This window comes from Sulfitobacter sediminivivens, assembly GCF_042611115.2.
Taxonomy (GTDB): Bacteria; Pseudomonadota; Alphaproteobacteria; order Rhodobacterales; family Rhodobacteraceae; genus Sulfitobacter; species Sulfitobacter sediminivivens.
The window spans coordinates 354,503-380,451 of record NZ_JBHGAR020000002.1 but is presented as its reverse complement, the minus strand read 5'-3'; the positions used below and the strand labels follow the sequence as shown (position 1 = coordinate 380,451).

Genomic DNA, 25,949 nt, shown 5'->3' with positions numbered 1-25,949 from the left:
CGCTAATCCGCGCGCGGCTGCCAGAGCGGATGTGCAACAGGGTCTTTGCGTCTGAACAGAAACTGGCGGAACACCTGCGCATAGGACCTATACACATAGCCATCGTTGCGGCGCAGATACCGCGATCTATGCGCGCGGTAGAGCGCCGGCAAACGGTACCATGAAACGGTTGGATGCATATGATGCACCACGTGGAAATTGTTGTTCAGAAACAAAAGCGCCAACAGACCGCGATCCTCGACAACCACGCTGCGGCCCGAAGCACGCGCATGTGCCTGATGTTCCAGAAATGTGCGTATCTTGAGGATCGACAAGGCGACATAACAAGCGCTCAGATAGACCCACATCGGCACTGCCGACAGCGACACCACCCACAAGACCCCGATCACGCCGGGCAGATGGATCAGCCAATCCAGTGCCACCCGCCTGTCCCCCGCGGCAATCATCCCAAGGTCGGCGCGGATGAAGCTCACCATCCCAATCAGCGGCCCCAGAACCATACGTCCCAAAAGGGTGTTGTTCACCGTCAGCAGAACCTGCATCGGGCGCGGCAATCTCGCCCAAACGCCCGGGTCCAGATAATTGGTCTCAGGATCATCATAGGGGTCGGTCAGGTTGGCATCATTGTGATGGGCAAGGTGCAGGCGCTTGAACCTCAGATACGGCACAAACAGCCCTGGCTGGATCAGGCCCAGCGCGGTCGAGGCCCGCTCTGAGCGGAAGGGATGCCCGTGCAGAATCTCATGACTCAAAGATGAATGCAGAGCCAAAGTAAATATCAGCAAACCAAAGCTGAGGCCCGCCCAGCCGTCTGGCAGCCAAAGTGCCGTCGCCCAGACCGTCAGACACCCGGCAAACAACCAAAGCGTCGGCCAGTCCCACCCTGATATTCCGCGTCTGACAGAAGCTTTCTGTTTGCCGGCGTTGGAAAAAAGGGTCGGCGGGGTATTCATCAATTGCCTTGCGTGGACGTCAGTAACGCGTTTGTGATATCGCGCTGAACCCCGTTCCGCCATTCCGATAATGGTTAACATTGTTCGCCATCTGTGATATTTATCACCGCATGCGGAATATGATGACCAAAATTGAACGCGCGAGCCGGTTCCGCCAGCGATTGGCCGTGGCAATGAAACAGACCAACACCAGCCAAAGCGGTCTGGCGCGCGCCATTCAGGCAGATCGGTCAACCCTATCACAGGCATTGACCGATGACGGAGCACGCTTGCCCAGCGCCCATTTGATCGGGGCCTGTGCCAGCGCTTTGGGTGTCTCGAGCGACTGGTTGCTGGGCCTGTCGGACCGACCTGAATCCGCCGCTGATCTGTTGTCCAATAGCTTTGAAGTGTCGCAGGCCCCGCGCGCGCATGTGGATGAACAGATCTTTGATTGGCACCGCGAGGCGCTTGGCTACAAAATCCGGCATGTGCCAGCCACCTTGCCCGATATGCTGAAAACCGATGAGATGCTCGCATGGGAATACGGGCCGCATATGGGTCGGACCACGCAACAGGCCATCAACGCATCACGGGACCGGCAGGAATGGATGCACAATTCCCGTTCCGAATATGAAATCGCGATGCCGCTTTACGAGGTTGAAAGCTTTGTGCGCGCCACGGGCTATTATGGCGGGCTGACCGCCGCGATTCGGATGGCGCAGACCGATCAGCTGATCACGCTGTCACGCGCATTGTACCCGCGCCTGCGCATCTATCAGTTTGACGCCCGCCGCCTCTACTCCGCACCCATCACCATCTTTGGCCCGCTGCTGGCTGTGCTTTACACGGGTGGCCATTACATGGCATTTCGCGACAGCCAACGGATCGAAACCTTCACCGGTGATTTTGATTTACTTGTGCGCGAGGCCCAGCGCACCGCCCGTGACTTTCCTGATTTCCTCACCGACATGCGCGCGTTGATCCGCTAAGGTCAGACCTTCGGGTCGGGGTTCTCCGTGTGGCCATCGACGGCGATCACCTGCCCTGACACCAACCGCGCCGCGTCCGAGCCCAGAAACACCGCCATATTTGCGATATCGCGGGCCTCAACGAATGACCGCATCGAGGTGCCGACAGCATAGCCGTCATAGACCTGATCGCGGGTCATGCCTTTGGCTGCGGCTTCGCGTGCCAGAACGCCTTCCATGCGCGGCCCCTCGACTGCACCCGGACAGATTGCATTGGCGCGAATGCCAAACGGCCCCAACTCCATCGCAAGGGTCTTCATCAGCCCGATCATACCCCATTTTGCCGCCGCATAGGGCGCGCGGTTCGGATAGCCATAAAGGCCCGCTGTGGACGAGGTGACCACAATGGAACCGCTGCGCGCAACTTTCATCAAAGGGGCCGCATATTTCGCCGCCAGAAAAGCCCCTTCCAGATTGACGCTGACACAGGCGCGCCAATCATCCAGCGCCACATCTTCGACCAATGCCGTTGGCCCTGCGATACCCGCATTCGCGCACAGCACGTCGAGGCCATCAAGCTGTGCAAACACCGCCCGCATGTCCGCCTCGTCTGCCGCATTTGCCCGCTCCGCATGCCAGTGATCAGGACAGGCCGCCAGCGCGGTGGCGTCCACGTCCGTCACCCACACCTCAAAACCTGCGGCGTCGAACCCCTCGGCCATGGCGCGCCCGATCCCGGAGGCCCCCGCCGTAATTAAACACCGCTTCACCGTGGCGCACCGATGGCACGACCAAGCCCAATTGGTTTCGGCAACCGGGCATGGCCCGCCGCAAACCGTCCCAATGCAGCCTCAATCGCCGAACTGGGTGTTGATGGCTTGCGGGTCTCCAGCGACACATGCAGCAGAAAATGCTCCCCCGTCGCCAGCATCCGCTCCCCTTCGCGCATCTCGTGCCACAGGTGCATCTTTTTGCCCGCGCCCTCGATCACGCGGGTGGTGATGGTGATGACAGCACCTGCGTGCACTTCGTCCAGATGGCGAATGTGGGTTTCGGCCGTGAAATAGCTGCCACCACTGGAAATATAGGCCGCATCGCAGCCGATGATCTCCATGAACCTGTCCGTTGCATCAGCGAAGGCATGCAGATACCGCGCTTCGGTCATGTGTCCGTTATAATCCGTCCAATCCAGCGGCACGGTGCGGTGGGCGGTCAACACAGGTTCATCCGCACTCAGGTCGTCCGCGACTGCGCCCAACGCCGTGCCGTGGCGCATCATTTTCTCCTGAATGTTCAGCAACGCCCCCGCGCCCCAATCCTGCGCTTTCAGCCCCCGCATCATCGTCACCAGATTGGTGTCGCGGATACGTTCCAATTCGCGGATCGAATGATGCCCTGATTGCGCATCCGACTGACCTGCAATCAGGTCCACCAGTTCATCGGTAAACTCCGGCACATCCATCAATTTGGTCCACGGCCACTGCAAACAGGGGCCAAACTGCGCCATGAAATGTTTCATGCCTGCCTCGCCCCCCGCCACGCGGTAGGTTTCAAAAAGCCCCATCTGCGCCCAGCGGATGCCAAAACCATAGCGGATCGCGTTGTCGATTTCCTCGGTAGTGGCGATGCCGTCTTTGACCAGCCACAAGGCTTCACGCCAGACCGCCTCAAGGAACCGATCCGCCACATGGGCGTCGATCTCTTTTTTCAAGTGGAGGGCGTACATGCCCAGTGACGCGAGTATGTTCTTGGCGCGGTCAATCAGCGGCCCATCAAACCCCTCGCGCGGGACCAGTTCAACCAGCGGCAACAAGTAAACCGGGTTAAACGGATGCGCGACCATGATCTGATCGGGGCGCGCCATGCCTTCCTGCAACTGGCTGGGTTTGAACCCCGAAGTGGACGAACCAATCACCGCCTCAGGGTCACAGGCCTGCTGGATCGCGCCAAAGGTCTTGTGCTTGATTTCCAGCCGTTCTGGCACGCTTTCCTGAATCCAGCTTGCCCCCTGAACCGCTTCCTGAATGGAACCATGAAAGCTGATCTCGCCCTCATCGGGCAGCGCCACATCCGTCAACCCCGGCAACGACCTACGCGCGTTGCCCATGACTTCGGCAATCTTGCGTTTTGCTTCCGGGTCCGGGTCGAACACCCGCACGTTCCAGCCGTTCAACACAAACCGCGCGGCCCACCCGCCGCCAATAACCCCGCCGCCAATAATTGCTGCTGTCTTCGTCATTTTAGCACCCGTAGTTGGCTCACATCGTAGCCATTGAAATCCAAAATCTCCCGCGCCGCCCTGATCCGGTCAGCACCGCCTTTAGGGCTGCGGTCTGCGATGAAACCGAACCGCCCGTTGGGCGTGCCAATCACCGCGGTCCGGAAGCCTTCATCGACCCATAACACCCAGTATGCATGATCATCCCAATCCAGTGTGAACCGCCCCTGCCCAATCATGGTGCCCAAGGTGGCACTTTGGTCAGAACCGGATGTGACGGATGACTGGCCACTGGTTTGGGTCCAGGTAAACGTGTCACCCGCCCCCGGTATGATGGTGAACCCGGTCAGCGCGCGTTCGGTGGTGAAGTATTCCCGCACCGTCCACGTACCTGCAAAGCTTTCGAGATCAAACCGCGAGGTCGCGCCAATCAGCGCATTGGTGTCGCGGTAACCGTTAACCTGTTGCACAGGGGCCGTACAGCCAACCAGGATGACCAACACCGCACCGGAAATAAACCGACGTAATACAGACGTTATGCCGCCATCCAAAATCACGACTTCGGAGCCCGTTTTTCCAGCCCCAGTTTTTCACGCACCTCTGCCGGGGTGATCACCCGCGCGCCCATATTTTCAATGATGGTGCCCGCACGTTCGACCAGCTGCCAGTTTTCGGCCAGTTGCCCTTTTGCAAGCCACAGGTTGTCCTCCAGTCCCACACGCACGTTGCCCCCGGCGAGCACCGCCGCTGCGACATAGGCCATCTGATTGCGCCCCAGCCCAAAGGCCGAAAACGTCCAGTCATCGGGCACATTGTTGACCATCGCCATGAAGGTATTCAGATCATCCGGTGCGCCCCAGGGCACTCCCATGCACAGCTGCACTAGCGCGGGCGCGTCCAGTACGCTGTCCTTAACCAGTTGTTTCGCATACCAAAGATGGCCAGTATCAAATGCCTCAATCTCGGGCTTGACCCCCAGATGCGTCATCATCCGCCCCATTGCCGTCAGCATACCGGGCGTGTTGGTCATCACATAATCGGCCTCAGCGAAATTCATCGTGCCGCAATCAAGCGTGCAGATCTCGGGCAGGCATTCGGCGATATGCTGCACCCGCTCAGAGGCTCCGATCATATCTGTGCCCTCAACGGGCGGCATCGGATGTTCGGTTGGCCCAAAGATGATGTCGCCGCCCATGCCTGCGGTCAGGTTCAACACCACATCTGTCTCGGATTCGCGGATACGTTCGGTCACCTCACGGTATAATGCCAGATCCCTGCTAGGCTTGCCGGTTTCGGGGTCACGCACGTGGCAGTGCACAATCGCGGCCCCCGCGCGTGCCGCCGCAATGGCGCTGTCAGCGATTTGCGCAGGCGAGCGTGGCACATGCGGGCTGCGATCTTGGGTGCCGCCCGATCCGGTGACGGCGCAGGTGATGAAAACCTCATTGTTCATGGTCAACGGCATGGGCGGTGTCCTTTGTCTGGGGGGTAGTGATTGCGTTTGGCCGCATCTTGGCGCAGGTTCGCGGCCATGACTTTGCATAAAGCGAACTAACTTTGATTAAATCCGCAAAAATCAAGACCAGCCACGTCACCCTTCTGGTGCTCGACGGATCGAACACCCTGTCTTTCGCCGCCGCCGTCGATCCACTGCGCGCGGCCAACCGACAAGCTGGCGCTCCCCTTTATGACTGGCGTTTTGCCACCCCGCGGGATCACCCGGTGATGTTGACCAGCGGGCTGTCCATCCCGGCATCACCCATTCACAAAATTGAACAGACTGACCTTCTGCTCATCGTTGCAGGCTTTGACCTTGAGGCCCAATCAACCCCCGCGCTCAGCGCCAGCATTCGCCGCATCGCAAGTACCGGCGCGACCATAGCTGGCATTGACGGTGGCCCATGGGTGATGGCGCGCGCGGGTATTTTGGATGGCCATCAAGCCACCTGCCATTGGGAAGACATGGAAAATTTCGCCCAAGAATTTCCGCAGGTGGACCTGGTGAACAGCCGGTTTCAGATCAGCGAGCGCAGACTGACCAGTGCCGGGGCGGCCCCGGCGATCGAGATGATGTTGCATCTGGTGCGCACCCGCCATGGTGGCTCCCTCGCCGCTAAGATTGCCGCCACCTTTATCTATGATCTGGCAACCCCGACTGCACGACCGCAAACCCGCCGCACCGCGCTGCCCCATAATGCGTTGACCGCGCGGGCCCATGCGATGATGGAAGCCGCATTGGACAGCCCCCTGCCGATCCATACACTTGCACGCCGATTGGGGGTCAGTTCGCGCGCCTTGCAGGTTCAGTTCAAGGCGCGTCTGGCCACAACACCTCAGGCGCATTACCTGTCGCTGCGCCTTGCCGAAGCAGAACGTCTGGTGACGCAAACGGCCCTGCCCCTGCAAGATGTCGCACTGGCGACAGGGTTTGGATCGCAGGCCAGCTTTGCCCGTGCATTTCGCGCAGCGTTTGGAAAATCGGCAACGTCAGCACGGCGCAAGTAGCAGGCCCTAGATTTCACGCCGCAGTGCTTTGACAGGCAGGTTCGGCAGGCCCTCTTTGGCCGTTTCTGCCAGCTTCATAACGTCAACTACCATCGCGCTGATCGGTGTGGCGAGGCCGGCTTTGACCCCCATCCGCACCACCTGACCCTGAAACGCGTCGATTTCAGTTCTGCGCTTTGCCATCAAGTCATAGGACATCGAGGTGCGCGCCTGTGCATCAATCGTCAGCATGGAGGTCGCGACGCAGGAAAAAAGCGGCGTCGGCAGCCGCAAGATCGTAGGGATCAGACCCACAGGCACGGGCATTGCCGATGACGGCTCTATGCCGCTGGCCGTCAAAATGCGCAGCGCCTCGGCCCATTGGTCCGCCAGCAATTTGCGCCACCTGCGGTCGCGCAATTGTTTTTGCAAGGTCAGACCACTCAGCGCATTGAGCGCATTGTTGAGGTTCATCAGGAACTTGCCCCATTGGATCTGGGTAATGTCGGCCGTTTCCTCTATCGCCAGTTGCGGCACGCGAAGTGCCTGGGCCAAAGCGCCGCTTCCGGCCTCAATCATGATATCCCCACTGCTCGCGCGGTGAAAACAACCCTGTCCCATCGGCACAACATTGAATGGCACCATGCCTGCGCGCACATCAGAATTGGCCAACACAGCGCGCAGTGTTTCAGCATTTTCAGTCCCATTCTGGAGGCTGATCACGCGGGCCTGCGCTGGCGCATGGGCCGCAATGGCGCGGGCCATCGTCGCGGTATCACCAGATTTTACAGTCACCAGAATGATGTCCGCATCCGCAAAACAGGTGGGTTTGTCGGTCAGGTTCAGACCCTCGGCATCGACCCGTTGGGCCATGCCGTCAATATCCGTCAGGGTCAGCCCATGCGCCCGGATTTCATGTGCAAACCGCGGCCGCGAAAACAAGGTGATGTTATGGCGTGCCGCCGCAAGGACACCGCCCACGAAACAGCCGATGGATCCGGCACCAGCCACCACGATATGCGGGTTATTTACCAAGGCACCAGCGCATGATTGCCTTTTGCGCGTGCAAACGGTTTTCGGCCTCATCGAAGATCACCGAATGAGGGCCGTCCATCACGGCACTTGTTGCCTCATCATCGCGGTGCGCGGGCAGGCAATGCATAAACAGCGCGTCCGGTTTGGCCCGCGCCATAAGGGCATCATTGACCTGATAACCGCGCAGCTGGTTGTGACGCCGTTCGCGCGCCGATTGCGGATCGTGCATCGACACCCATGTGTCGGTGACCACCAGATCGGCCCCCTGCACAGCCTTGTCCGGGTCACGCTCAATCGTATAAAGCCCGGCAAGCGAGGCCTCGGGATCAAGCGGGGGCGGACCTGTGAAGGTGAGGTCAAAATCAAATTGTTTGGCTGCATGGGCAAAGCTCGCAAAGACGTTGTTGCCGTCGCCGGACCAGACCACCTTCTTGCCCTTGATCGGGCCGTTATGTTCCTCAAACGTCATGATGTCAGCCATGATCTGACAGGGGTGCGTGCGGTTGGTCAGCCCGTTGATGACCGGCACCGTTGCATATTCGGCCATGTCCAGCAGGGTTTGTTCTTCAAACGTGCGGATCATGATCAGATCGACATAACGTGACAGCACCCGCGCGGTGTCGGCGATGGTTTCGCCATGGCCCAGCTGCATGTCGGCCCCTGACAGCACCATGGTTTGCCCACCCATCTGCCGCACGCCCACGTCGAATGAAACGCGGGTACGTGTGGACGGTTTTTCAAAGATCAGCGCGACCATATGATCTTTCAGAGGCTGATCGTCGTCCGGCGCGCCTTTCGGGCGACCTGCGCGGGCGGATTTCATCTTAGCGGCGTTGTCGATGATGCCCCGCAGGTCGGTGGGTGAGGTTTCGTGAATGTCTAAGAAATGCGTCATTGATGTTCTCTATCTGAAGGCTTTCGAAGGCTGACTGCGCCAGGAAGCCAAAGGAATATATACGGCCAAAAAAAGTTACGGCGCGCTCAGGCTGGCGGCGGCATCGTCCAGTCGCGCAATGGCTTGAGCGATCTCTTCGTCCGTGATGGTCAATGGGGGCAAGAGGCGGATCACATTGTCCGCTGCCGGTACCGTGATCACCTCATGCGCGTAGCCTGCTGTCACGATATCGGTGTTGGGTACCTTGCATTTGAGGCCCAGCATCAGGCCGGCCCCCCGCACACTTTCAAACACGTCAGGATGCGCAGCTATCAATCCTTCGAGCTTCTGACGCATGAGGCCCGATTTGCGGTTCACCTCGGCCAGAAAGGCAGGATCCGCGATGATATCCATCACCGCACAGCCGACCGCACAGCCCAAAGGATTGCCGCCATAGGTGGAGCCGTGGGTGCCTGCGGTCATGCCGCTGGCTGCGTCTTCCGTGGCCAGCACCGCCCCAAGGGGAAAGCCGCCACCAATGCCTTTTGCGACCATCATGATGTCTGGTGCCACGCCCGCCCATTCATGGGCAAAAAGCTTGCCCGTACGGCCCACGCCGCATTGCACCTCGTCCAGGATCATCAGAATGCCATGTTCATCACACAGGTCACGCAGGCCTTTCAGGCAGGCATCCGGCAAGGGGCGAATGCCGCCTTCGCCTTGCACAGGCTCCACCATGATGGCGCATGTGGTTTCGGTGATCGCCGCCGTCAGCGCATCGTGGTCGCCAAACTCAAGGTGCACAAATCCGGGCAGAAGTGGGCCAAAGCCCTTGGTCATCTTCTCAGACCCCGCCGCCGCAATGCCAGCCGCAGACCGGCCATGGAACGACCCGGAAAAGGTGATGATATCGCTCCGGTCCGGCTGACCTTTGTCATAAAAATACTTGCGTGCCATCTTTACGGCCAATTCGCAGGCCTCTGTGCCGGAGTTCGTGAAAAAAACCGTGTCGGCAAAGGTATGGTCAACCAGCCGATCGGCCAGCGCCTGTTGCTGCGGGATCTGGTAGAGGTTGGATGTGTGCCACAGCGCCTGGGCCTGATCGGTCAACGCTTTGACCAAGGCGGGGTGCGCATGCCCAAGGGAATTCACCGCAATCCCGGCCCCAAGATCAAGAAAACGTCGGCCGTCCGCCTCAATCATCCAGGATCCTTCGCCTCTTACAAAGCTCAAGGAGGCACGGTTATAGGTCGGCAGAACAGATGGGATCATCGGGATCATCCTGTGATTGGGCTGCATCAAAACGCCAGAAGGCCATGGGGGCAACAAAGCGTCAATGGGGTTTGGGATAAGAGTGCCAAAGCGTGGCACATGGATCAGCCCTAGATGGGGCAGCGCGGGGCAACGTTAACGGTTGCGTCGTCGGGTTGTATGAGGTGCGCAGTTGATCATGGGACCTGCATAAATGGGAAAGGCCGGTCGCGTAAAGGGGTAATTTCACGACTGCGGCCTTCTGTGCTGTTGCATGTAGTGTAAGTGAGATCTGCCAGAAATAATGCGCGGGGTCTGATCTTGTCGTGCGTTGCCGTTTTGCCGGTTCGGCAGGTACAAGGGGGCGCAAAACGGCTGCTATTGGCCGGGCTTGGGATGTCCCGGGCTATTTCTGGTATGTGCTTTTTTGATGTAACAGCGTTCGCCGAGGCCAGTTTTGTCACCCCTTTCAGCTTTGTAGGCGTGAACTGTGCCGCTCTTTACGATATGTTGTTTTTCAATGTGATACCTGACGATGGGACAAGGACGGGCGCGGTCCCATCACTGCCCAGGCTGTGTTGCCGGCGCTGTGTGAGGGCGCGGCTAAACCGCATATCCAAAGGCTCCATCGCAGCGCTTGACGGATCAACGCTTGCGCCCACCGCCTGAGAGGGTAAAATGGCGTCTGATTAATGACAAAGCGGTCCGCCGAAATGGGCCGCTTTTTAACTGGGGAACCCCATATGTCCTGGACCGATGATCGCGTAGAGACCCTGAAAAAGATGTGGGGCGAAGGCCAGTCTGCAAGCCAGATTGCAAAGGAACTGGGCGGCGTGACCCGCAATGCCGTGATCGGTAAAGTGCACCGTCTGGGCCTGTCGAACCGCGCCACAACCAGCACGGCGGCCAAGGCTGAAGCCAAGGTCAAGCCAGCCCCCAAGGTTGAACCCAAGGCCAAGGCCGCGCCCAAGCCGGACGGGCCGATCATGCAAACGCAATCGGCAACGCCGCCCAAGCAAAGCCTGCCTGCGCGCAAACAAATCATTCCAGCGGGTCAGCCGCTGCCCCCACAGCCGTCAGCCAACGAAATCAGCCCCGAAGCGCTTGCCAAGGTCAATGAGGTTGAGAAGAAGGCCAAAAAGATCGGCCTGATGGAACTGACAGAGCGGACCTGCAAATGGCCCGTGGGTGATCCCGCAACTGAGGACTTCTGGTTCTGCGGCCTGCCTGTGAAACAGGGTAAACCCTATTGCGAGGCGCATGTCGGCGTGGCGTTCCAGCCGATGTCAGCGCGTCGTGATCGTCGGCGGTAAGGCGGAATCGAGCCGGGTTTCCGCATCGCGGGACTTTGCCACCGAATTCAACGAGACAGAAAACAAGCACCATTCCTAGTTTTTTGGGATGTTGACCGTCCCGGTAATGTGCGATTGCCTTAATGGCATTGCCTTGTACATAATCTCGGCACCTGTCGTAGCGATCCCTTGGCCTGTCATTCCGTCGAACTTTCCAGTTCCGCCGACAATAGACCAATCGTTCGCTTTGCCTTGTTCGCCCGCTTTCCAACGCATGGTGAATGTGTCTTCGCCCTCTCCGAACACACAGACGCCCTGTATCGAGTTTTCGCCGTTCTGCGCACCGAAGCCACCTCCAACACAACGCACAGGCCCTTCTTCCAATGGGCCTTCGACAACTTCGAAGTAGCCTCGGTTGTCCTGCATAAAATATACACTGTCCGACAACTGAAAGTATTCCTGATTGAGCGGATAGATATTGTTGATTTCAATACGTTCCCCGGCAAAAGCCGGACCTGAGGTCAAAAAACCTACGAGTGCTATGTTGAAAACGGAAGGTTTCATGAATTTCTCCTGACCAGTTGTCGAACTTTACATAAAGACTGACCGGTTCAAATGATTTTTTTTCGGCTTTCCGCATGAAGAGCGTCGAATTCAGTGGTCACTGACACGGATTGAGATGGAACACGATGGGCTCAAGGCCGCCATTCGCGCATTACCCTGCAACAATCCCCACCCAACAGTGAGTTGCACCTTTGTGCGCCCCATGGTTCTAGTACACTGTCTTGCTTGCCGCCCGAAAGGCCTATCCCCATGCCCGATACCATACGCGCCGCTGATGCTCTTGCCCGCCGTCTTTACACTGCGGGGTGCCGTACAGCATTTGGGATGCCGGGGGGCGAGGTGTTGACGGTGATTGATGCGCTGGAAAAGGCGGGCATCCGATTTATTCTTGCGAAACACGAAAACGCCGCTGGTTTTATAGCCGAAGGCGTGCATCACCGTGATCATGCGCCTGCCATTCTGGTTGGCACCATCGGCCCCGGCACTCTGAACGGGGTCAATACAGTCGCCAATGCCTTGCAAGATCAGGTGCCATTGATCGTGATTTCCGGCTGCATGGATGCAGATGAGGCGGCGCGCTATACCCATCAGGTTGTGGATCAGCAGGCGGTGTTCCGACCCATCACCAAGGCCAGCTTTTCGCTGAACGCCGGTGCCGCCCACACAATCGCGGACAAAGCTGTTGCCATCGCAACCGAAGGCCAGCCCGGACCAGTGCACATCGACGTGCCCATCTCTGTTGCGGATGCACATATTTCTGCGGATGCCCCGGCATCGCGTGCCCCTGCGTCGCCTGCAATACCGACAGGCGCTGATCTTGCTACAGCCCGCGGCTGGCTGGAAAGCGCGCAACGCCCCGTGATGATCGTCGGTGTGGACGCAATGAACCAAGGGGCCGAGGCGGCGATTCTAGAGTTTGCCGAAGATCACAATGTGCCGGTGATCACCACCTACAAAGCCAAGGGCATGTTCCCCGAAGACCATGGTTTGGCTTTGGGGGGTGCGGGGTTGTCACCTTTGGCAGACACCCATCTGGCACCTTTCGTGAAAGCGGCTGATCTGATCGTGTGTGTCGGCTATGATCCGATTGAAATGCGTCCCGGCTGGCGTGATGTCTGGACCCCACAGAGCCACAACATCATCGACATCACGGCAGTGCCGAACCACCACTATATGCACCAATCTTCACTGAATTTTGTGACAGATTGCGCCGCGACGCTCAGGGCGCTGAGTGACGGGCTCGATGTCGTCGAAACCTGGACCAATGGTGAGATTTACCAGCTCAAATCGGCCCTCGCCGGCACATTCCGCTCTGATGAAGACTGGGGGCCAGCAGCCATCATTGACACCTGCCGCAAGGTACTGCCGCGCGACGCCATCGGCTCGGCGGACAGCGGCGCGCACCGGATTTTGCTGAGCCAAATGTGGGAGTGTTACGAACCCCGCGCGTTGATGCAGTCCTCTGCGCTGTGCACCATGGGCTGTGCCGTGCCGATGGCGATTGGCGCGAAACTGGCGAGCCCGGAGCGCACGGTTGTGTCTTTTTCAGGCGACGCCGGTTTCTTGATGGTTGCGGGCGAATTGGCCACCGCCGCGGAACTGAACCTTGCACCGATTTTCCTGGTATTTGTTGACGCCTCGCTGGCCCTCATTGAGAAAAAGCAGCGAGAACGCCAGTTGCCCAACCACGGTGTTGACTTTGCCCAGCATAATTTCGCGGCGATGGGTGTCGCATTCGGCGGCGCAGGCGTAACCGTGCGCAATCGTGACGCGTTGGAAAGCGCGCTGAAAGATGCGATGATCGCAGAAAAATTCACTGTCATTGCTGCCGTGATTGACCGGGGGGCGTATGATGGTCGCATCTAAGGGCGCATTGGACGGACTTTTTATTCTCGACCTGAGCCGTATTCTGGCCGGGCCGACCTGCACCCAGTTGCTCGGCGATCTGGGGGCCACGGTCATCAAGATCGAGAACCCGCTGACCGGTGGTGATGACACCCGGGGCTGGGGGCCCAATTATGCGCTTGATACAGCCGGCAACCGCACGGATCTTTCTGCCTATTTCATGGCTGCAAACCGTAACAAGCGCTCTGTCGCTGTGGATATTGCAACACAAGAAGGGCAAGCCACATTGCGCCATCTGGCCGCCCGCGCGGATGTGGTGATTGAGAATTTCAAACCTGACGGGTTGGTCAAATATGGACTGGATCACAAGACCCTGCTCGCGACTCACCCGTCATTAGTCTATTGCTCGATCTCCGGGTACGGCCAGACCGGGCCAAACCGCAGCCAGCCGGGCTATGATCTGATGGCTCAGGGGTTCGGCGGGATTATGTCGATCACCGGTGACCCGGCCGGCGTGCCGACAAAAGTCGGCGTCGGCATCGCTGATGTGATGTGCGGCATGTATGCAACCATCGGCATATTGGCAGCCCTGCGTCACCGTGATGCAACCGGCGAGGGTCAGCACATTGATCTGTCTCTGGTCGACGCGCAAATGGCCTGGCTGGTTAATGAGGGCACCAATTTCCTGACCTCGGGCATTGAACCTGAACGGCGTGGCAATGCGCACCCCAACATCGTGCCCTACGACGCCTTTGAATGTGCCGACGGGCATTTCTTGTTAGCGGTGGGCAATGACGCACAGTTCGCGCGGTTCTCTGACGCCATTGGCCTTGTGGGGTTGTCGGAAGATGGCCGTTTTACCACCAATCAATCGCGCATCGAAAACCGCGCGGCCCTGATGGACCTGATCCGGCCGGCAATGCGAAAAATACCCAAGGCGGCTTTGCTGGAGCGCCTTCATGCCGTCAAGGTGCCGTGTGGACCGATCAATACCGTCGGTGAGGCGCTCACCTCAGATCAGGCAAAGGCGCGCGGGGCGGTTGTGCGTATCCCCCATGACGATGTTCAGGGGGGCGACCTGCCGTTGTTGGGAAACCCGCTGAAATTTTCGCGCACAAAGATCCGCTATGATCGTGCGCCGCCACGGTTTGGGCAAGACACCGACGAGGTTCTTGAAACATGGGGACCCAAGGGCGCGGCCATACCCAAGTAATGATCCGCTACATCGCTGATTTTGCGCGATTACCCGCCCATTTTTTGGCTCGGCGCTCATTTATTGACACATTTCTTCACGAATAACTTAAGCGGCTTCACGTTGCCGTGTGACATCCCCAGCTGACGTTCTATGCGGCAATACTTCGCGTTAGTCTTGTTACTCGAACAGCGTAAAACCGGAAGGCCGAATTGATGACCCTTGATATTTGCGGTGCGCCATTGTCGCTCAAAACACCTGCCGCGCTTGAAGCGTGGAACAAGATGGTTCGGGCCTTTCTTGCGCATCAGGCCGCAACACCGCAGCATCTGGGGGCGGTTCTGACATCTGAGCCTGATTTCGTCATGGGCCATGCGGCGCGCGGGTTGTTTTCATTGATGATGGGCCGTTCAGAGCTTTGGCAGGTGGCCGAAGATGCCCGAACGGCAGCACATGCAGCACGCGCCGGGGGTCCGATCACCGCCCGAGAGCAAGGGTGGTTGACCGCACTTGACCGGTGGCTTGCCGACAGCCCGACAGGTGCTGTTGCCGCCCTCGAAGAGGTGCTGGCCACCTGTCCAAGCGACACATTGTCCGCCAAGGCAAGCCATGCAATCCGCTTTATTCTGGGTGATGCCCACGGGATGCGTGCGTCAATAGAACGGGTGCTTTCTGCGCATGGGTCTGATCATCCTTTGCGTGGGTATGTGATGGGCTGTCACGCCTTCACACTGGAAGAAACCGGCGATTACGCGGCGGCTGAAAAGGCCGGACGCGCCGGGCTGGTTTATGCACCTGATGATGCATGGGGCCTGCATGCCGTTGCGCATGTGCATGACATGCGCGCCGAACCGGACGCCGGGATTGCCCTGATTGAGACCCACAAAAGCGCATGGGATCAATCCAACAACTTTCGCTATCATGTCTGGTGGCACAAGGCGCTGCTGCATCTGGACCGGGGCGAATTTGATATCGCACTGGCGCTGTACGATACGCAAATCCGTGTCGAAAAAACCGACGATTATCGAGATATTTCGAATGCCACATCCTTGCTGATGCGGCTTGAACTTGAAGGGATTAAAGTTGGAAACCGCTGGGAAGAGCTTGCTGAATTCTCAGAGAACCGGGTTGAAGACGGGTGTCTGGTGTTTGCCGATCTGCATTACATGCTTGCCCTTGCCGGGGCCGAAAAAGGCGCTGCAAAACAGGCGATGACCGCAAGGTTCGCTCATGATGCGCGCCAGACCGGTGATATGGCATCGCGGGTCGCTGACCCCGGTGTGACGGCGCTTGCGGGGCTGAATGCCTTTGCCGAAGGACGCTATGGCGATGCGTTCGTGAAATTGGCGGATGCTCGCCCAAAAATGCAAACCATCGGCGGCAGCCACGCACAGCGCGACGTATTTGAACGGATGACCATTGACGCGGGCCTGCGGGCGGGCCATTTCGACGAAACTGAAACGATATTGCTTGAGCGGTTGGCCCTGCGCGCCGGGAACGAAGATCGGTTTACCGCAACCCGATTTGACCGTCTGTCACGTGCGCGCAGCATCCCGGCTCAATAATTTATTAACCATTGGATCACAGTGCGGCCATGACCCTAGCCGATGCAACCACAATACCGTCCCGCCCTGTCACCGCGCTGGGTGCGATGTCGTCCGTCCGCGTGCGCGATCTGCGCCTCGATTTTTTCCGTGGAATTGCAATGTTCATCATCCTGATGGCACATACGCCGGGCAATTTTCTGACTTCATGGATACCCGCGCGCTGGGGGTTTTCGGACGCCACTGAGATATTCGTGTTTTGCTCTGGCATGGCCAGCGCCATCGCCTTTGGCAGCGCGTATGACCGTATGGGCTGGCGGCTTGGCTCTGCGCGTGTCGGCTTTCGGGTTTGGCAGGTCTATTGGGCGCATATCGGGCTTTTCGTCGCGGTTGCTGCCCTGCTCGCCGCGATTGATTTCTATGGGGGCTATGACAAGAATTATATCGGGTCGCTGAACCTGTGGAAGTTCTTTGAGGACCCTGCGGTGCCGCTGGTGGGCCTTGTGACGCTGACATATGTGCCGAATTATTTTGATATTTTGCCGATGTATATGGTCGTTTTGATCCTGATGCCGGTGATCATGGCATTGTCGCGTGTGCATCTGGGGCTGGTTGCCGCGTTTGTGATTATCATTTGGCTGCTGGCTCAGGATGCATTGCTGCAACGTCTGGGGCTGGGGCATTTGCATTTGGCCCTTCCGGCAGAACCCTGGTCGGACCGCACATGGTTTTTTAACCCCTTCGGCTGGCAGCTTGTCTTTTTCACCGGGTTTGCGTTTATGCGGGGCTGGTTGCCCAAGCCGCCGGTGACCAACGTATTGATCGCACTTGCCGCATTTGTGGTGATTGCCAACATCCCGCTCTCAAACATCGGTGTCCGCGCTATCGCCCGCGATTGGTTTTTTGTGACCGAAACCGGCAATCCGGTGATCGATGCGCGTCTGGCCATGAAAGGGCTGATCGACAAATCTGATTTTGGCCTGTTCCGCTATCTGCATTTTCTTAGCCTCGCCTATCTGGCGTGGGTAATTGCTGGTGACAAAGGCGCAAATCTATTGGCCCGGGGCACCGGTGCGCTTGCCTCCGCATGGGGCGGATTGGTCGCGATCATCCTTAAGGTTGGTCAGCAGTCTTTGGCGGTATTTGTGGTGTCGATGTTCACGGCGCGTGTGATGGGTTTTGTCATGGACCTGACAGGCCGCGAGGTCCGCACCGTGTTGCTGGTCAATCTTGGTGGTGCTGCGATCTTGGTTGCGACGGCCTATGGTGCGGGATGGTTCAAATCACATCCCTGGCGCAAAAAGGCGACCCCTTGATGCTGCGCCGTGAATTCATAACCTTAATGGTGGCCTTAGCCGCAGTGCCGAGCACCGCACGCGCAGACCAGCAGGGGTTGACCCTTGGTGACCAGACCACACCATTTGACGACACTACTGTCATCAATCTTGCGCGGGCGCTGGCAGCAGACGCGTATCAGCCACGCCCGCAGGTGCACGAGGGCTGGCGCAACCTGACCTATGACCAATATCGCCAAATCTGGTTTGATGCCCGCAACGCGCTTTGGGAAAGCACGGAAACGCCCCAGCGCGTTGATGTCTTTCCTGCGGGTCTTTATTTCCCTCAGGCCGTTGCACTGAATGTCGTTGCGGGAGGTACTGCCCGGCCCATCGCATTTGACATGGGGGTCTTTGACACCACTGATCAGTTTCCCGATCTGCAATTAGACAACATGGGCTATTCCGGCCTGCGCCTGCGGGCCGAGCTGGAAAAACCCGGTATCTTTCAGGAATATGCGGTGTTTCAGGGGGCCAGCTATTTCCGCGGCATCGGGACCGGCGAAACCTATGGGTTGTCGGCGCGTGGTCTTGCCCTGAAAACCGGCGACCCGATGGGCGAGGAGTTTCCTGACTTTACCGCATTCTGGCTTGAAACGCCTGAGGCTGACAGCGACACGATTGTGCTGCACGCCCTGCTTGACAGCCCGTCATGTGCCGGCGCTTTCCGGTTTCGGATCACCCACGGTGCGGTGCTGGAAATGAAGGTCAGAGCCCAAATTTTTGCCCGCGAAGAGATCAGACATCTTGGCATTGCGCCACTCACCTCGATGTTCCTGTTTGACGACACCATGCGCCAGCGGTTCTCTGATTTCCGCCCTGCCGTGCATGACAGTGACGGGCTGCTGATCCACAATGGCGCAGGCGAAGTGATCTGGCGCCCGTTATCGAACCCCACCAGCTTGCAAATCAGCGCCTTTGGTGATGCCGACCCACGTGGGTTTGGCCTGATGCAGCGCAAGCGCGCGTATTCTGACTTTAACGATCTTGAGGCGCTGTATCACAACCGCCCCGCCGTCTGGATCACCCCCGGCGAAGGCTGGGGACGCGGGGCTGTGACACTGGTCGAAATACCCGCTGATCTGGAAATCTATGACAATATCGTGGCCTATTGGCGGCCCGCTGACCCGTTGCCTGCCGGATCTGAACATCAGATGAGTTATACGCTGCATTGGGGTGCTGATCCAACGGCGGCAACGGCAGATGTGCCTGTCAAAGTGCTTAATACCGCCATGGGCGGGCGGCCCGAGGGTGGCCAGATCATCGTGATCGACTTTGCCGACAGTGCGGATGTGCCACAGGATTTGTCAGAGGTCGAGATCGTGTTGCGCGGCAATGCCGGGTCCGTGACCCCGGGGATTTTGCAGCGCAACCCCGACACCAACGGGCCACGCCTTGCCTTTACTTTCAAGCCCGACGGCGCGACCCTGGCTGAATTCCGCGCCCAACTGCGGATGAACGGCGAACCACTGAGCGAAGTCTGGCTTTATCGGTGGACCGCCGTATGACCCATTCCGCACCGATCCATCAAAACATGCCGCCCCGATCACCGCTGGCCATGCAGGCGCAGGATCTGGCTGAGGCCCCTGCCCCTCGTGCGCGCAGCGAAGTACCACGCCGGTCTTTGGGGTGGCGATTGGCGGTGTTTGGTCCCGCCCTGATCGGCACAGCGCTGTTGCTTTATGGTCTTTACGGGTGGTTCGCGGGCAGTGGCATGACCGGGCTGGAATGGGCCTTGCTGTCGATGATCGGGGCCACTTTTGTCTGGGTCACGCTGTCTGTCAGCACCGTCGGTGTCGCGGTGGCCGGTATTCTCGCGCGTGAAGACGCAGATGACCGCGCGCCCGCAGATGTGACACCCATCGATGTCGCGCTGCTGGTGCCGATTTATAACGAAGTGCCGTGGGATGTTTTTGGCAATGCGGCCGCCATTTTGGATGATTTGGCGCGGCGTAAAGGGGCACATCGCTATACGCTTTTTGTATTGTCCGATACCGGCGATGACGCAATTGCCGCTCAGGAATGGCAGGCCTTTCAAACCCTGAAACGCGATACACCTGCCGCCATCAATGTACATTATCGCCGCCGCGCTGCGAACACCGACAAGAAGGTCGGCAATCTGCTGGAATGGATCACCGGATGGGGTGCCGCATATGAAGGGATGGTTGTGCTGGACGCTGACAGCCTGATGTCGGGCCGCGCCATTGAACGACTGGCCTCAGAACTCAGTGCCGACCCCGATACCGGGCTGATCCAGACATTTCCCATGCTAATCGGGGCTGATACTCTTTTCGCACGCCTGCAGCAGTTTTCCAACATTGCGTACGGCTGGCTTTTGGCCGAGGGGCTTGCGCTATGGGCGCGTCATGAGGGCAACTATTGGGGCCATAACGCTATCATCCGCACCCGCGCCTTTGCCGCCAGCGCAGGGCTGCCGCATCTGACGGGTCGGGGTCGCGATGATCTGATCCTCAGCCATGATTTTGTTGAGGCCGGCTTGCTTCGGCGTGCAGGTTGGCGGGTGCGGTTTTTGCCGCGTGTCTCTGGCAGCTTTGAGGAAACACCCGGCACGTTGGTCGATTACGTGCTGCGTGACCGCCGCTGGTGCCGGGGCAACCTGCAACACCTGCGTTTGCTTGGCACCGCCGGGCTGCACCCCGTCTCGCGGTTTCACCTGTTCCATGGTGCGGTCAGTTATCTGCTGTCGCCCGCATGGTTCGTCCTGCTGGTGGTGTGGTCGCTGCTGGGTAAAGACGCGGAAACCAACATTGTCCGCTATTTCAATGAGGCCAATCCCTTTTTTCCTGACTGGCCCCCCGCCATGAGCCATATTGATAGCGCAGTCTTTCTGGTGATCATGTACGCGATGCTGCTGACACCCAAGATCGCAGGTGCGGGCATCATCGCCGCCTATCCAAAAGCGACCCGCGTTTTCGGCGGACGGACGGCATTTCTCACCGCCTTTGCGTTCGAGGTGATCTTGTCGATTGCTTATGCCCCGATCCTGATGATCCAGCAAACCAAGGCCGTGTTGCGCGCCACTTTTTCGCGCAGTGAGCTTTGGTCACCGCAGCGTCGCGATGCACGCGGGCATCCATGGGCGATGCTGATCAAGTTTCATTGGGTTGAAACCGTCTTTGGTCTGCTTTTGCTTGCAGGGCTGATGGCCGGATTGATCTCATTCTGGCTGGTGCCGATTGTGTTCAGCCTTGTTTTGTCTGTGCCTTTGTCTGCATTGTCCGCATTGAACATCGCAGGGCGCGCGCCCGAGGGCCTGCGGCTGGACAGCCCCCATACCTTGCGCGAACCAGGCATCGTGACCCGTGCACGCGCCGAACGGGCCCTTCTCAAAGGTCAGTTGACCGCAGCCGACAAAGTGCCTGCCGGTTAGGGTAAGAAGTGGTATTAGGGCCGGGTGACAGGCAACCCACGCTTCACCCATCCCGGCCCCGCGCCTGAGCCCAACATGCCTTCGGGCACATCAATGATCTTTGTGAAACCATCGTCGGTCAGTTGTTTGGACAATCTGCGAGAGCGCACACCGCGTGCACAGATCAAGGCAATGGGTTTGTCTTTCGCCACACCATCCTGTGCCAGCAGCGCCGTTACGAAATCATCGCGGCGCATGTCCAGCGGGACCGCGCCGAAGGGCACGCCGGTGCGTGCCCATTCATCCGGACGCCGGATATCAATCAAGGTGATCTGCCCCGTCTGGGCCGCTGCCATGGCATCCGGCGCGCTTAGGCTCGCATCATCAACTTGCCCGCCGATGTTGAACCACCGGGCCGCAAACGCCCCGCCCAGCCCCAAAAGCGCCACACCGCCCGCGACAAAGCCCCGTCGCGTCAGGCGCGACGAGGCTGAGGGCCGTTCCGGCTGAGGGAAACCGGGGGACGGATTCAGTTTACTGGTGCCGGGCTTGAGAACTGCGGAATGGTTGCGGTGGATTTTGGCTTGGGCTCAATCGAAGCCCAGTTGTTCTCAGCCAACTCCAAGTTGCCGGGAATGTCTTCTTCCCAGAAACCAACGACATTCTTGGTGATGTTGAGATACAGCTTGTCATCCACAATCCGCCACAGGTTCGGATTGCCCGGCACTTTACCACCTTTGGAGACGCCGTAGGCACAGTGGCCATCGTACTGAGGTGCGTATTTCGCAGGGTCGGCTTGAAACTTCGCTTTGTTCTCTTCGCTTGAGAACGCGAATGTCGATCCGTTGTATTCAGCAGTGATCGCCTTGCTGCCGGGCACGCCTTCCGGCTGAACCTCACCAACCGGATTTTGCGGCAGGTTGAAATACGCCACAACATCATAGCCGGACACGGCAAAACCTGTTTCGTCAACGTACTGATCCCCGGCAAATGCTTGACCGGCAAAGGTCAACGCAGTCGCTGCGGCGGCAATGGTAAGAGTGAAGCGGTTCATTTCATGTCTCCTGGATTGATGTGTTCTTAACCAAAGTTAATGAGCCCAATCGGCCTTTGCACCCCACGACCTTGTGACCTCTCGCCGATGTGAGGCGCGGTGAAATCCGCCCTCCGATTTGTGGCGATTATTTCAGAATGGGCGGTTTTACCGGGTCGCTGCCTGGCGGCAGACGCGGCGTATGTTGCAACCCTTGGGTCTGCGGCAGATCAAAGCGCAGACCAACCTTGGCAAATTTCGCGACAGTTGGATCACCGGGGGCAAAGAAACCCACGTCCATCGCGCCCGCCTCAATCCCCGAAAACGTCAGCGCCTCTGACGCCGCGCGAACCAGCGCGTCCTGCGCACGCGGAATGGCCCCGACAAAAGCCAACAGATGCCCGCGCCCGCCACCTGCGTATTCAACCGCGACCAGCCACGCCCCTGCGGCCATGCCCGTTGCTGTCGCAAGTTTGGCATCAATCGCGGCAATCAGGCTTTCAGGAAGGCCCTTTGGCGGCAGCACCCGATCAATTCTTGTCTCCACCTCACCGGCCTCATTGGCCAGGGTATCGCGCAGCCATGCCATTGCGGTGGCCGGCAACAAAATTTCCGATGGTGCAACGCCGATATTGACAGCCATGCCAAGCGGCTGACCGTCCAGCATCCCCGCAATCGCGCGCCCGGACAGCCCCACATATGGGGCCGCATCACCCACATAAGCTGCAAGCCGGGCCGAGCGGTCAAACACAATGACATAGCTCTCTTCCAGCAGAACCGGATTGATCAGATCGCCAACTGGCTCGGCCTCCAGCAGCACGAACAGCTCGACATCCGCAATCCGCTCGTAAAACCGCAGCCGTGCGGCATCATCATCCGGTGCTGCCATCATCACGGCATGGGCCTGATCAAGGGGCGTCAATTCAGTCATGCATCACCTTTGCAACGTCCGCGCGCAGTCTGGGCAGAACATCTGCCTCGAACCACGGGTTCTTCTTTAGCCACCCGGTATTGCGCCAAGACGGATGAGGCAAGGCAAAGACACCTTTTTGGTGATCCCGCCATCCCGCCACAGCTGCCGTGACAGTGGTAAAACCCGGCAGATGATACTTCATCGCATGTCCGCCGATCAACACGGTCAGACGCACATCAGGCACCATCCCAAGTGCTGCTGCGCGCCATGTCTTTGCGCAGACGGGCGGCGGTGGCAGGTCGCTGCCCTTGGCATCATAGCCCGGAAAACAGAACGCCATCGGGACAATTGCAACTTTTGATCGGTCATAAAATTGCGCCTCGTCCAATCCCAGCCAGTCACGCAGGCGCTTACCCGAGGCATCCCAGAAGGGCGTGTTCGCCTCATGCACCTTCAAGCCCGGTGCCTGCGACGCGATCAAAAGCCGCGCACCGGGGGCAAACCAGACCACCGGATTGGGCCGATGCGCTGTCGCTGTCATTGCAAAGCGATCCGTACAAAGAGTGCATTCCCTCAGATCATGGCGCATATCCTTCATACTGCAACAGATACACCGACCAACCGGCTTGCCAACCCGCCGACGCTTTTTCCATCAGCAGTGTTCACATCCAAGGCAAGATGGCCTTATTTCGACAACCTTAGAAATAAAGCTTGTTCAATCGAACATTTCTATTATTCTAGAAATATGAAAATAGATTCGCCCCATACCCCGCCCCTTACCCTTGCCGCCGCCAGCTTTGCCGCACTTGGGTCCGAACAACGCCTGTCGGTCCTGCGCACGCTGGTGCGTGCAGGTCCTGAAGGGTTGAGCATTGGCGCATTGGGCGACCGCACGGGTGTAACCGGATCAACTTTGACCCACCATCTGAAGCTTTTGGCCGCCACTGGCCTTGTGAAGCAGGAACGTCAGGGCCGCAGCACGATCTGCGCCGCCGTTGCTTACGACGAAATTCAGGCCTTGGCGCATTTCCTGATGACAGAATGCTGCGCCGACGCGCAAACCCCCTGCGAGGAGCATCCACATGGCTGACATAAACGCCGCTCCCGCCCGTACAGACACAGCCCCAAAACGTTGGAAATTTGGCGGCGCATGGGGGGCAACGCTGCTGTTGCTTCTGGCTGTTGCGGTCTTTGATCCAGCACAGTTCTTGCCCACCGTGAGCTTTGCCGGGTGGGCTCTGGCAGGGACCGCACCTTTTATCGCCTTTGCCGTGCTTGCGGTTGCGTATCTCAAGGCCAGCGGTGCCGAAACACTGCTTGCGCGGGCGTTTGAGGGCAATCCGGCCCGAATGGTCGTGATGGCGGCACTTCTGGGTGGGCTGTCGCCCTTTTGCTCTTGCGAGGTGATCCCCTTCATCGCGGCACTGCTGGCCGTGGGTGCCCCGCTTGGTGCGGTAATGGCGTTCTGGCTTGCCTCGCCGCTGATGGACCCGGCGATGTTTGCGATCACGTCCGGCACACTCGGCTGGGACTTTGCACTGGCCAAGACGCTTGCGGCTATCGGCCTTGGTATGTTTGGCGGCTTTGGCGTGTTGCTGGCGGCCAACACCCCGCTCTTTGCTGACCCGCTTCGGAAACGCCCCGCCTTGAGCGGGTGCTGCGGTGTGAAGAACCCATTTTCCGGCCATCCGGTCTGGAGGTTCTGGTCAGAGGCACCACGCCGTGCTGTGTTTGCAGAGACCGGTCTGGAGAATGCGCTGTTCCTGACCAAATGGCTGACACTTGCCTATGTGATCGAGGCCCTGATGCTGCACTACGTTCCCGCTGACCTGATTGCTAGTGTGCTGGGTGGTGACGGGATCAAGCCGATCCTGTTGGGGGCTTTGGTTGGCGCGCCCGCCTATCTGAATGGATATGCCGCCGTGCCGCTGGTTGACGCCCTGCTGGCCCAGGGCATGAGCCAAGGGGCGGCAATGTCCTTTGTGATCGCGGGCGGTGTAAGCTGTATCCCGGCGGCCATCGCGGTCTGGGCCTTGGTCAAACCCCGTGTCTTTGCCGCTTACCTTGGCTTTGCCGTCACAGGGGCTGTTATTGCGGGCGTGATCTGGCAGGCCGCCTCCTGAATGGGTCACGCGCACCATCATCACGTTGACCCAGAGAGCGGCGATGCGCGGGTTGCGTTTGCCGTGGCGATTAACCTTGCTTTGACGGTGGCGCAGGTCATTGGCGGCATCATCTCGGGCTCTTTGTCGCTGATTGCCGATGCACTGCATAACTTTAGTGACGCCATTGCCCTGATCATCGCGTTTGCCGCACGCAGGATCGCGCGCCGCCCGGCGGATGCGCGGATGACCTTTGGCTATGGCCGCATCGAAGCGGTGGCAGCACTTGTCAACTACACCACGCTGATCGTGATTGGCCTTTATCTGGTATACGAGGCGATTTTACGGTTCATTGATCCCTCGCCCGTGACAGGCTGGATCATTGTCATCGTCGCGGGCGCGGCCTTGCTGATTGATCTTGCGACGGCGGCGCTGACCTACACCATGTCAAAGACCAGCGTGAACATACGCGCGGCATTTCTGCACAATCTGGCTGATGCATTGGGGTCGGTTGCGGTCATCATCGCGGGCACACTTGTGCTGCTTTACGGCTGGCTCTGGGTTGATCCCGCCGTCACCTTGCTGATCGCGGGGTATATATTATGGCAATCGTTCAGTGAACTGCCCGGCGTTGTCCGCATCCTGATGCTGGGCAGCCCGCCGGACATGGATGCATCCGCCGTGATTGAAACCATTGCGCAGGTTCCGGGTGTGGTGTCGGTCCACCATGTGCACCTTTGGATGATGGGTGAACATGACCCTGCGCTTGATGCCCATGTGGTGCTGGACCCGGGCAGCGATGATCCCCGCATCCGCGCCGAGATTAAGAAACGTCTTGAGACCGAACACCACCTGCACCACACGACACTTGAGATTGAGCACCCCAGTGATCAATGCATCGACGGCCCCACGATCGGGCACTGATCCCCCATCGACAACAGACGCGTTGAACCGCAAAGCACCATAGCGTAGCAATGTGAGAAAAATGCAAAAAC

26 protein-coding genes are annotated in these 25,949 nt (G+C 58.7%); 13 read left to right on the top strand and 13 right to left on the bottom strand.

What is annotated here, in order from left to right; all coding sequences use genetic code 11:
• Positions 1 to 2 precede the first annotated feature (2 nt).
• Positions 3 to 953, bottom strand: a complete 951-nt coding sequence (locus ACEWL3_RS04260) for a fatty acid desaturase (protein WP_386177791.1) — start codon at positions 951 to 953, stop codon at positions 3 to 5.
• Between the two features lie 110 nt (positions 954 to 1,063).
• Here ACEWL3_RS04260 and ACEWL3_RS04255 point away from each other — a divergent pair, with 110 nt between their 5' ends.
• Positions 1,064 to 1,924 carry a helix-turn-helix domain-containing protein gene (locus ACEWL3_RS04255; RefSeq protein WP_386177940.1) on the top strand — a complete coding sequence of 287 codons (861 nt, stop codon included), beginning with the start codon at positions 1,064 to 1,066 and terminating at the stop codon, positions 1,922 to 1,924.
• Between the two features lie 2 nt (positions 1,925 to 1,926).
• On the opposite strand, the gene ACEWL3_RS04250 is transcribed toward ACEWL3_RS04255, so the two are convergent.
• The 4 genes from ACEWL3_RS04250 to bcoG are packed head-to-tail and all read right to left on the bottom strand — an operon-like array spanning position 1,927 to position 5,586.
• Positions 1,927 to 2,673, bottom strand: coding sequence for an SDR family oxidoreductase (locus tag ACEWL3_RS04250; protein WP_386177789.1), 747 nt, complete (start codon positions 2,671 to 2,673; stop codon positions 1,927 to 1,929).
• A complete protein-coding gene (locus ACEWL3_RS04245) occupies positions 2,670 to 4,142 on the bottom strand; it encodes a carnitine 3-dehydrogenase (protein ID WP_386177788.1) in 1,473 nt (490 codons plus the stop codon). The genes ACEWL3_RS04250 and ACEWL3_RS04245 overlap by 4 nt, the downstream gene beginning before the upstream one ends.
• Complete coding sequence (locus tag ACEWL3_RS04240; RefSeq protein WP_386177786.1) at positions 4,139 to 4,678, bottom strand: lipocalin family protein; 540 nt, start codon at positions 4,676 to 4,678, stop codon at positions 4,139 to 4,141. The genes ACEWL3_RS04245 and ACEWL3_RS04240 overlap by 4 nt, the downstream gene beginning before the upstream one ends.
• A complete protein-coding gene (bcoG, locus tag ACEWL3_RS04235) occupies positions 4,675 to 5,586 on the bottom strand; it encodes a 3-dehydrocarnitine:acetyl-CoA trimethylamine transferase BcoG (protein ID WP_386177784.1) in 912 nt (303 codons plus the stop codon). The genes ACEWL3_RS04240 and bcoG overlap by 4 nt, the downstream gene beginning before the upstream one ends.
• 92 nt (positions 5,587 to 5,678) lie before the next feature.
• Between bcoG and ACEWL3_RS04230 the strand changes: the two genes are divergently transcribed.
• Positions 5,679 to 6,626 carry a GlxA family transcriptional regulator gene (locus tag ACEWL3_RS04230; RefSeq protein WP_386177782.1) on the top strand — a complete coding sequence of 316 codons (948 nt, stop codon included), beginning with the start codon at positions 5,679 to 5,681 and terminating at the stop codon, positions 6,624 to 6,626.
• Between the two features lie 6 nt (positions 6,627 to 6,632).
• Here ACEWL3_RS04230 and ACEWL3_RS04225 read toward each other — a convergent pair whose 3' ends face one another.
• The 3 genes from ACEWL3_RS04225 to ACEWL3_RS04215 all read right to left on the bottom strand — a co-directional run bounded on the left by ACEWL3_RS04225 (position 6,633) and on the right by ACEWL3_RS04215 (position 9,786).
• The gene (locus tag ACEWL3_RS04225; RefSeq protein ID WP_386177780.1) at positions 6,633 to 7,640 is read right to left on the bottom strand and encodes a 2-dehydropantoate 2-reductase; all 1,008 of its coding nucleotides are present in this window, start codon (positions 7,638 to 7,640) and stop codon (positions 6,633 to 6,635) included.
• Positions 7,630 to 8,535 (bottom strand): ornithine carbamoyltransferase, encoded by a 906-nt coding sequence (gene argF, locus ACEWL3_RS04220; protein WP_386177778.1) that lies wholly within the window; start codon positions 8,533 to 8,535, stop codon positions 7,630 to 7,632. The genes ACEWL3_RS04225 and argF overlap by 11 nt, the downstream gene beginning before the upstream one ends.
• 75 nt (positions 8,536 to 8,610) lie before the next feature.
• A complete protein-coding gene (locus ACEWL3_RS04215; protein ID WP_386177776.1) occupies positions 8,611 to 9,786 on the bottom strand; it encodes an aspartate aminotransferase family protein in 1,176 nt (391 codons plus the stop codon).
• Positions 9,787 to 10,161: 375 nt separating this feature from the next.
• Between ACEWL3_RS04215 and ACEWL3_RS04210 the strand changes: the two genes are divergently transcribed.
• Both ACEWL3_RS04210 and ACEWL3_RS04205 read left to right on the top strand, forming a co-directional pair.
• Positions 10,162 to 10,434: a hypothetical protein gene (locus ACEWL3_RS04210; protein WP_435000507.1), complete on the top strand. Its 273-nt coding sequence runs from the start codon at positions 10,162 to 10,164 to the stop codon at positions 10,432 to 10,434.
• Positions 10,435 to 10,508: 74 nt separating this feature from the next.
• Positions 10,509 to 11,078 carry a GcrA family cell cycle regulator gene (locus tag ACEWL3_RS04205; protein ID WP_386177774.1) on the top strand — a complete coding sequence of 190 codons (570 nt, stop codon included), beginning with the start codon at positions 10,509 to 10,511 and terminating at the stop codon, positions 11,076 to 11,078.
• A gap of 75 nt (positions 11,079 to 11,153) precedes the next feature.
• Here ACEWL3_RS04205 and ACEWL3_RS04200 read toward each other — a convergent pair whose 3' ends face one another.
• Positions 11,154 to 11,621, bottom strand: coding sequence for a hypothetical protein (locus ACEWL3_RS04200; protein WP_386177772.1), 468 nt, complete (start codon positions 11,619 to 11,621; stop codon positions 11,154 to 11,156).
• 249 nt (positions 11,622 to 11,870) lie between these two features.
• Between ACEWL3_RS04200 and ACEWL3_RS04195 the strand changes: the two genes are divergently transcribed.
• From ACEWL3_RS04195 to mdoH, 6 genes are all read left to right on the top strand, one after another.
• Complete coding sequence (locus tag ACEWL3_RS04195) at positions 11,871 to 13,487, top strand: thiamine pyrophosphate-binding protein (protein WP_386177770.1); 1,617 nt, start codon at positions 11,871 to 11,873, stop codon at positions 13,485 to 13,487.
• Positions 13,474 to 14,679 carry a CaiB/BaiF CoA transferase family protein gene (locus tag ACEWL3_RS04190; RefSeq protein ID WP_386177938.1) on the top strand — a complete coding sequence of 402 codons (1,206 nt, stop codon included), beginning with the start codon at positions 13,474 to 13,476 and terminating at the stop codon, positions 14,677 to 14,679. Before ACEWL3_RS04195 ends, ACEWL3_RS04190 begins: the two co-directional genes overlap by 14 nt.
• A gap of 194 nt (positions 14,680 to 14,873) precedes the next feature.
• Positions 14,874 to 16,223, top strand: a complete 1,350-nt coding sequence (locus ACEWL3_RS04185; protein WP_386177768.1) for a tetratricopeptide repeat protein — start codon at positions 14,874 to 14,876, stop codon at positions 16,221 to 16,223.
• Between the two features lie 29 nt (positions 16,224 to 16,252).
• Positions 16,253 to 17,518 (top strand): OpgC family protein, encoded by a 1,266-nt coding sequence (locus ACEWL3_RS04180; protein ID WP_386177766.1) that lies wholly within the window; start codon positions 16,253 to 16,255, stop codon positions 17,516 to 17,518.
• On the top strand, positions 17,518 to 19,044 hold the full coding sequence (locus ACEWL3_RS04175) for an OpgD/OpgG family glucan biosynthesis protein (protein WP_386177764.1): 1,527 nt from the start codon (positions 17,518 to 17,520) through the stop codon (positions 19,042 to 19,044). Before ACEWL3_RS04180 ends, ACEWL3_RS04175 begins: the two co-directional genes overlap by 1 nt.
• Entirely contained in the window at positions 19,041 to 20,927 is a 1,887-nt protein-coding gene (gene mdoH, locus ACEWL3_RS04170; RefSeq protein ID WP_386177762.1) for a glucans biosynthesis glucosyltransferase MdoH, read from the top strand. The genes ACEWL3_RS04175 and mdoH overlap by 4 nt, the downstream gene beginning before the upstream one ends.
• Positions 20,928 to 20,941: 14 nt before the next feature.
• Here the strand turns inward: mdoH and ACEWL3_RS04165 are convergent, their stop codons facing one another.
• From ACEWL3_RS04165 to ACEWL3_RS04150, 4 genes are all read right to left on the bottom strand, one after another.
• Complete coding sequence (locus ACEWL3_RS04165; RefSeq protein WP_386177760.1) at positions 20,942 to 21,355, bottom strand: rhodanese-like domain-containing protein; 414 nt, start codon at positions 21,353 to 21,355, stop codon at positions 20,942 to 20,944.
• 80 nt (positions 21,356 to 21,435) lie between these two features.
• A complete protein-coding gene (locus ACEWL3_RS04160) occupies positions 21,436 to 21,960 on the bottom strand; it encodes a YHS domain-containing (seleno)protein (RefSeq protein ID WP_386177758.1) in 525 nt (174 codons plus the stop codon).
• A 127-nt stretch (positions 21,961 to 22,087) separates the two neighbouring features.
• On the bottom strand, positions 22,088 to 22,870 hold the full coding sequence (locus tag ACEWL3_RS04155) for an SseB family protein (RefSeq protein ID WP_386177756.1): 783 nt from the start codon (positions 22,868 to 22,870) through the stop codon (positions 22,088 to 22,090).
• The gene (locus ACEWL3_RS04150; RefSeq protein ID WP_386177754.1) at positions 22,863 to 23,450 is read right to left on the bottom strand and encodes a uracil-DNA glycosylase family protein; all 588 of its coding nucleotides are present in this window, start codon (positions 23,448 to 23,450) and stop codon (positions 22,863 to 22,865) included. The genes ACEWL3_RS04155 and ACEWL3_RS04150 overlap by 8 nt, the downstream gene beginning before the upstream one ends.
• A gap of 147 nt (positions 23,451 to 23,597) precedes the next feature.
• Between ACEWL3_RS04150 and ACEWL3_RS04145 the strand changes: the two genes are divergently transcribed.
• The 3 genes from ACEWL3_RS04145 to ACEWL3_RS04135 are packed head-to-tail and all read left to right on the top strand — an operon-like array spanning position 23,598 to position 25,878.
• On the top strand, positions 23,598 to 23,942 hold the full coding sequence (locus ACEWL3_RS04145) for an ArsR/SmtB family transcription factor (protein WP_386177752.1): 345 nt from the start codon (positions 23,598 to 23,600) through the stop codon (positions 23,940 to 23,942).
• Positions 23,935 to 24,975, top strand: coding sequence for a permease (locus tag ACEWL3_RS04140; RefSeq protein ID WP_386177750.1), 1,041 nt, complete (start codon positions 23,935 to 23,937; stop codon positions 24,973 to 24,975). Before ACEWL3_RS04145 ends, ACEWL3_RS04140 begins: the two co-directional genes overlap by 8 nt.
• Positions 24,976 to 25,878 (top strand): cation diffusion facilitator family transporter, encoded by a 903-nt coding sequence (locus ACEWL3_RS04135; protein ID WP_386177748.1) that lies wholly within the window; start codon positions 24,976 to 24,978, stop codon positions 25,876 to 25,878.
• Positions 25,879 to 25,949: the final 71 nt, after the last annotated feature.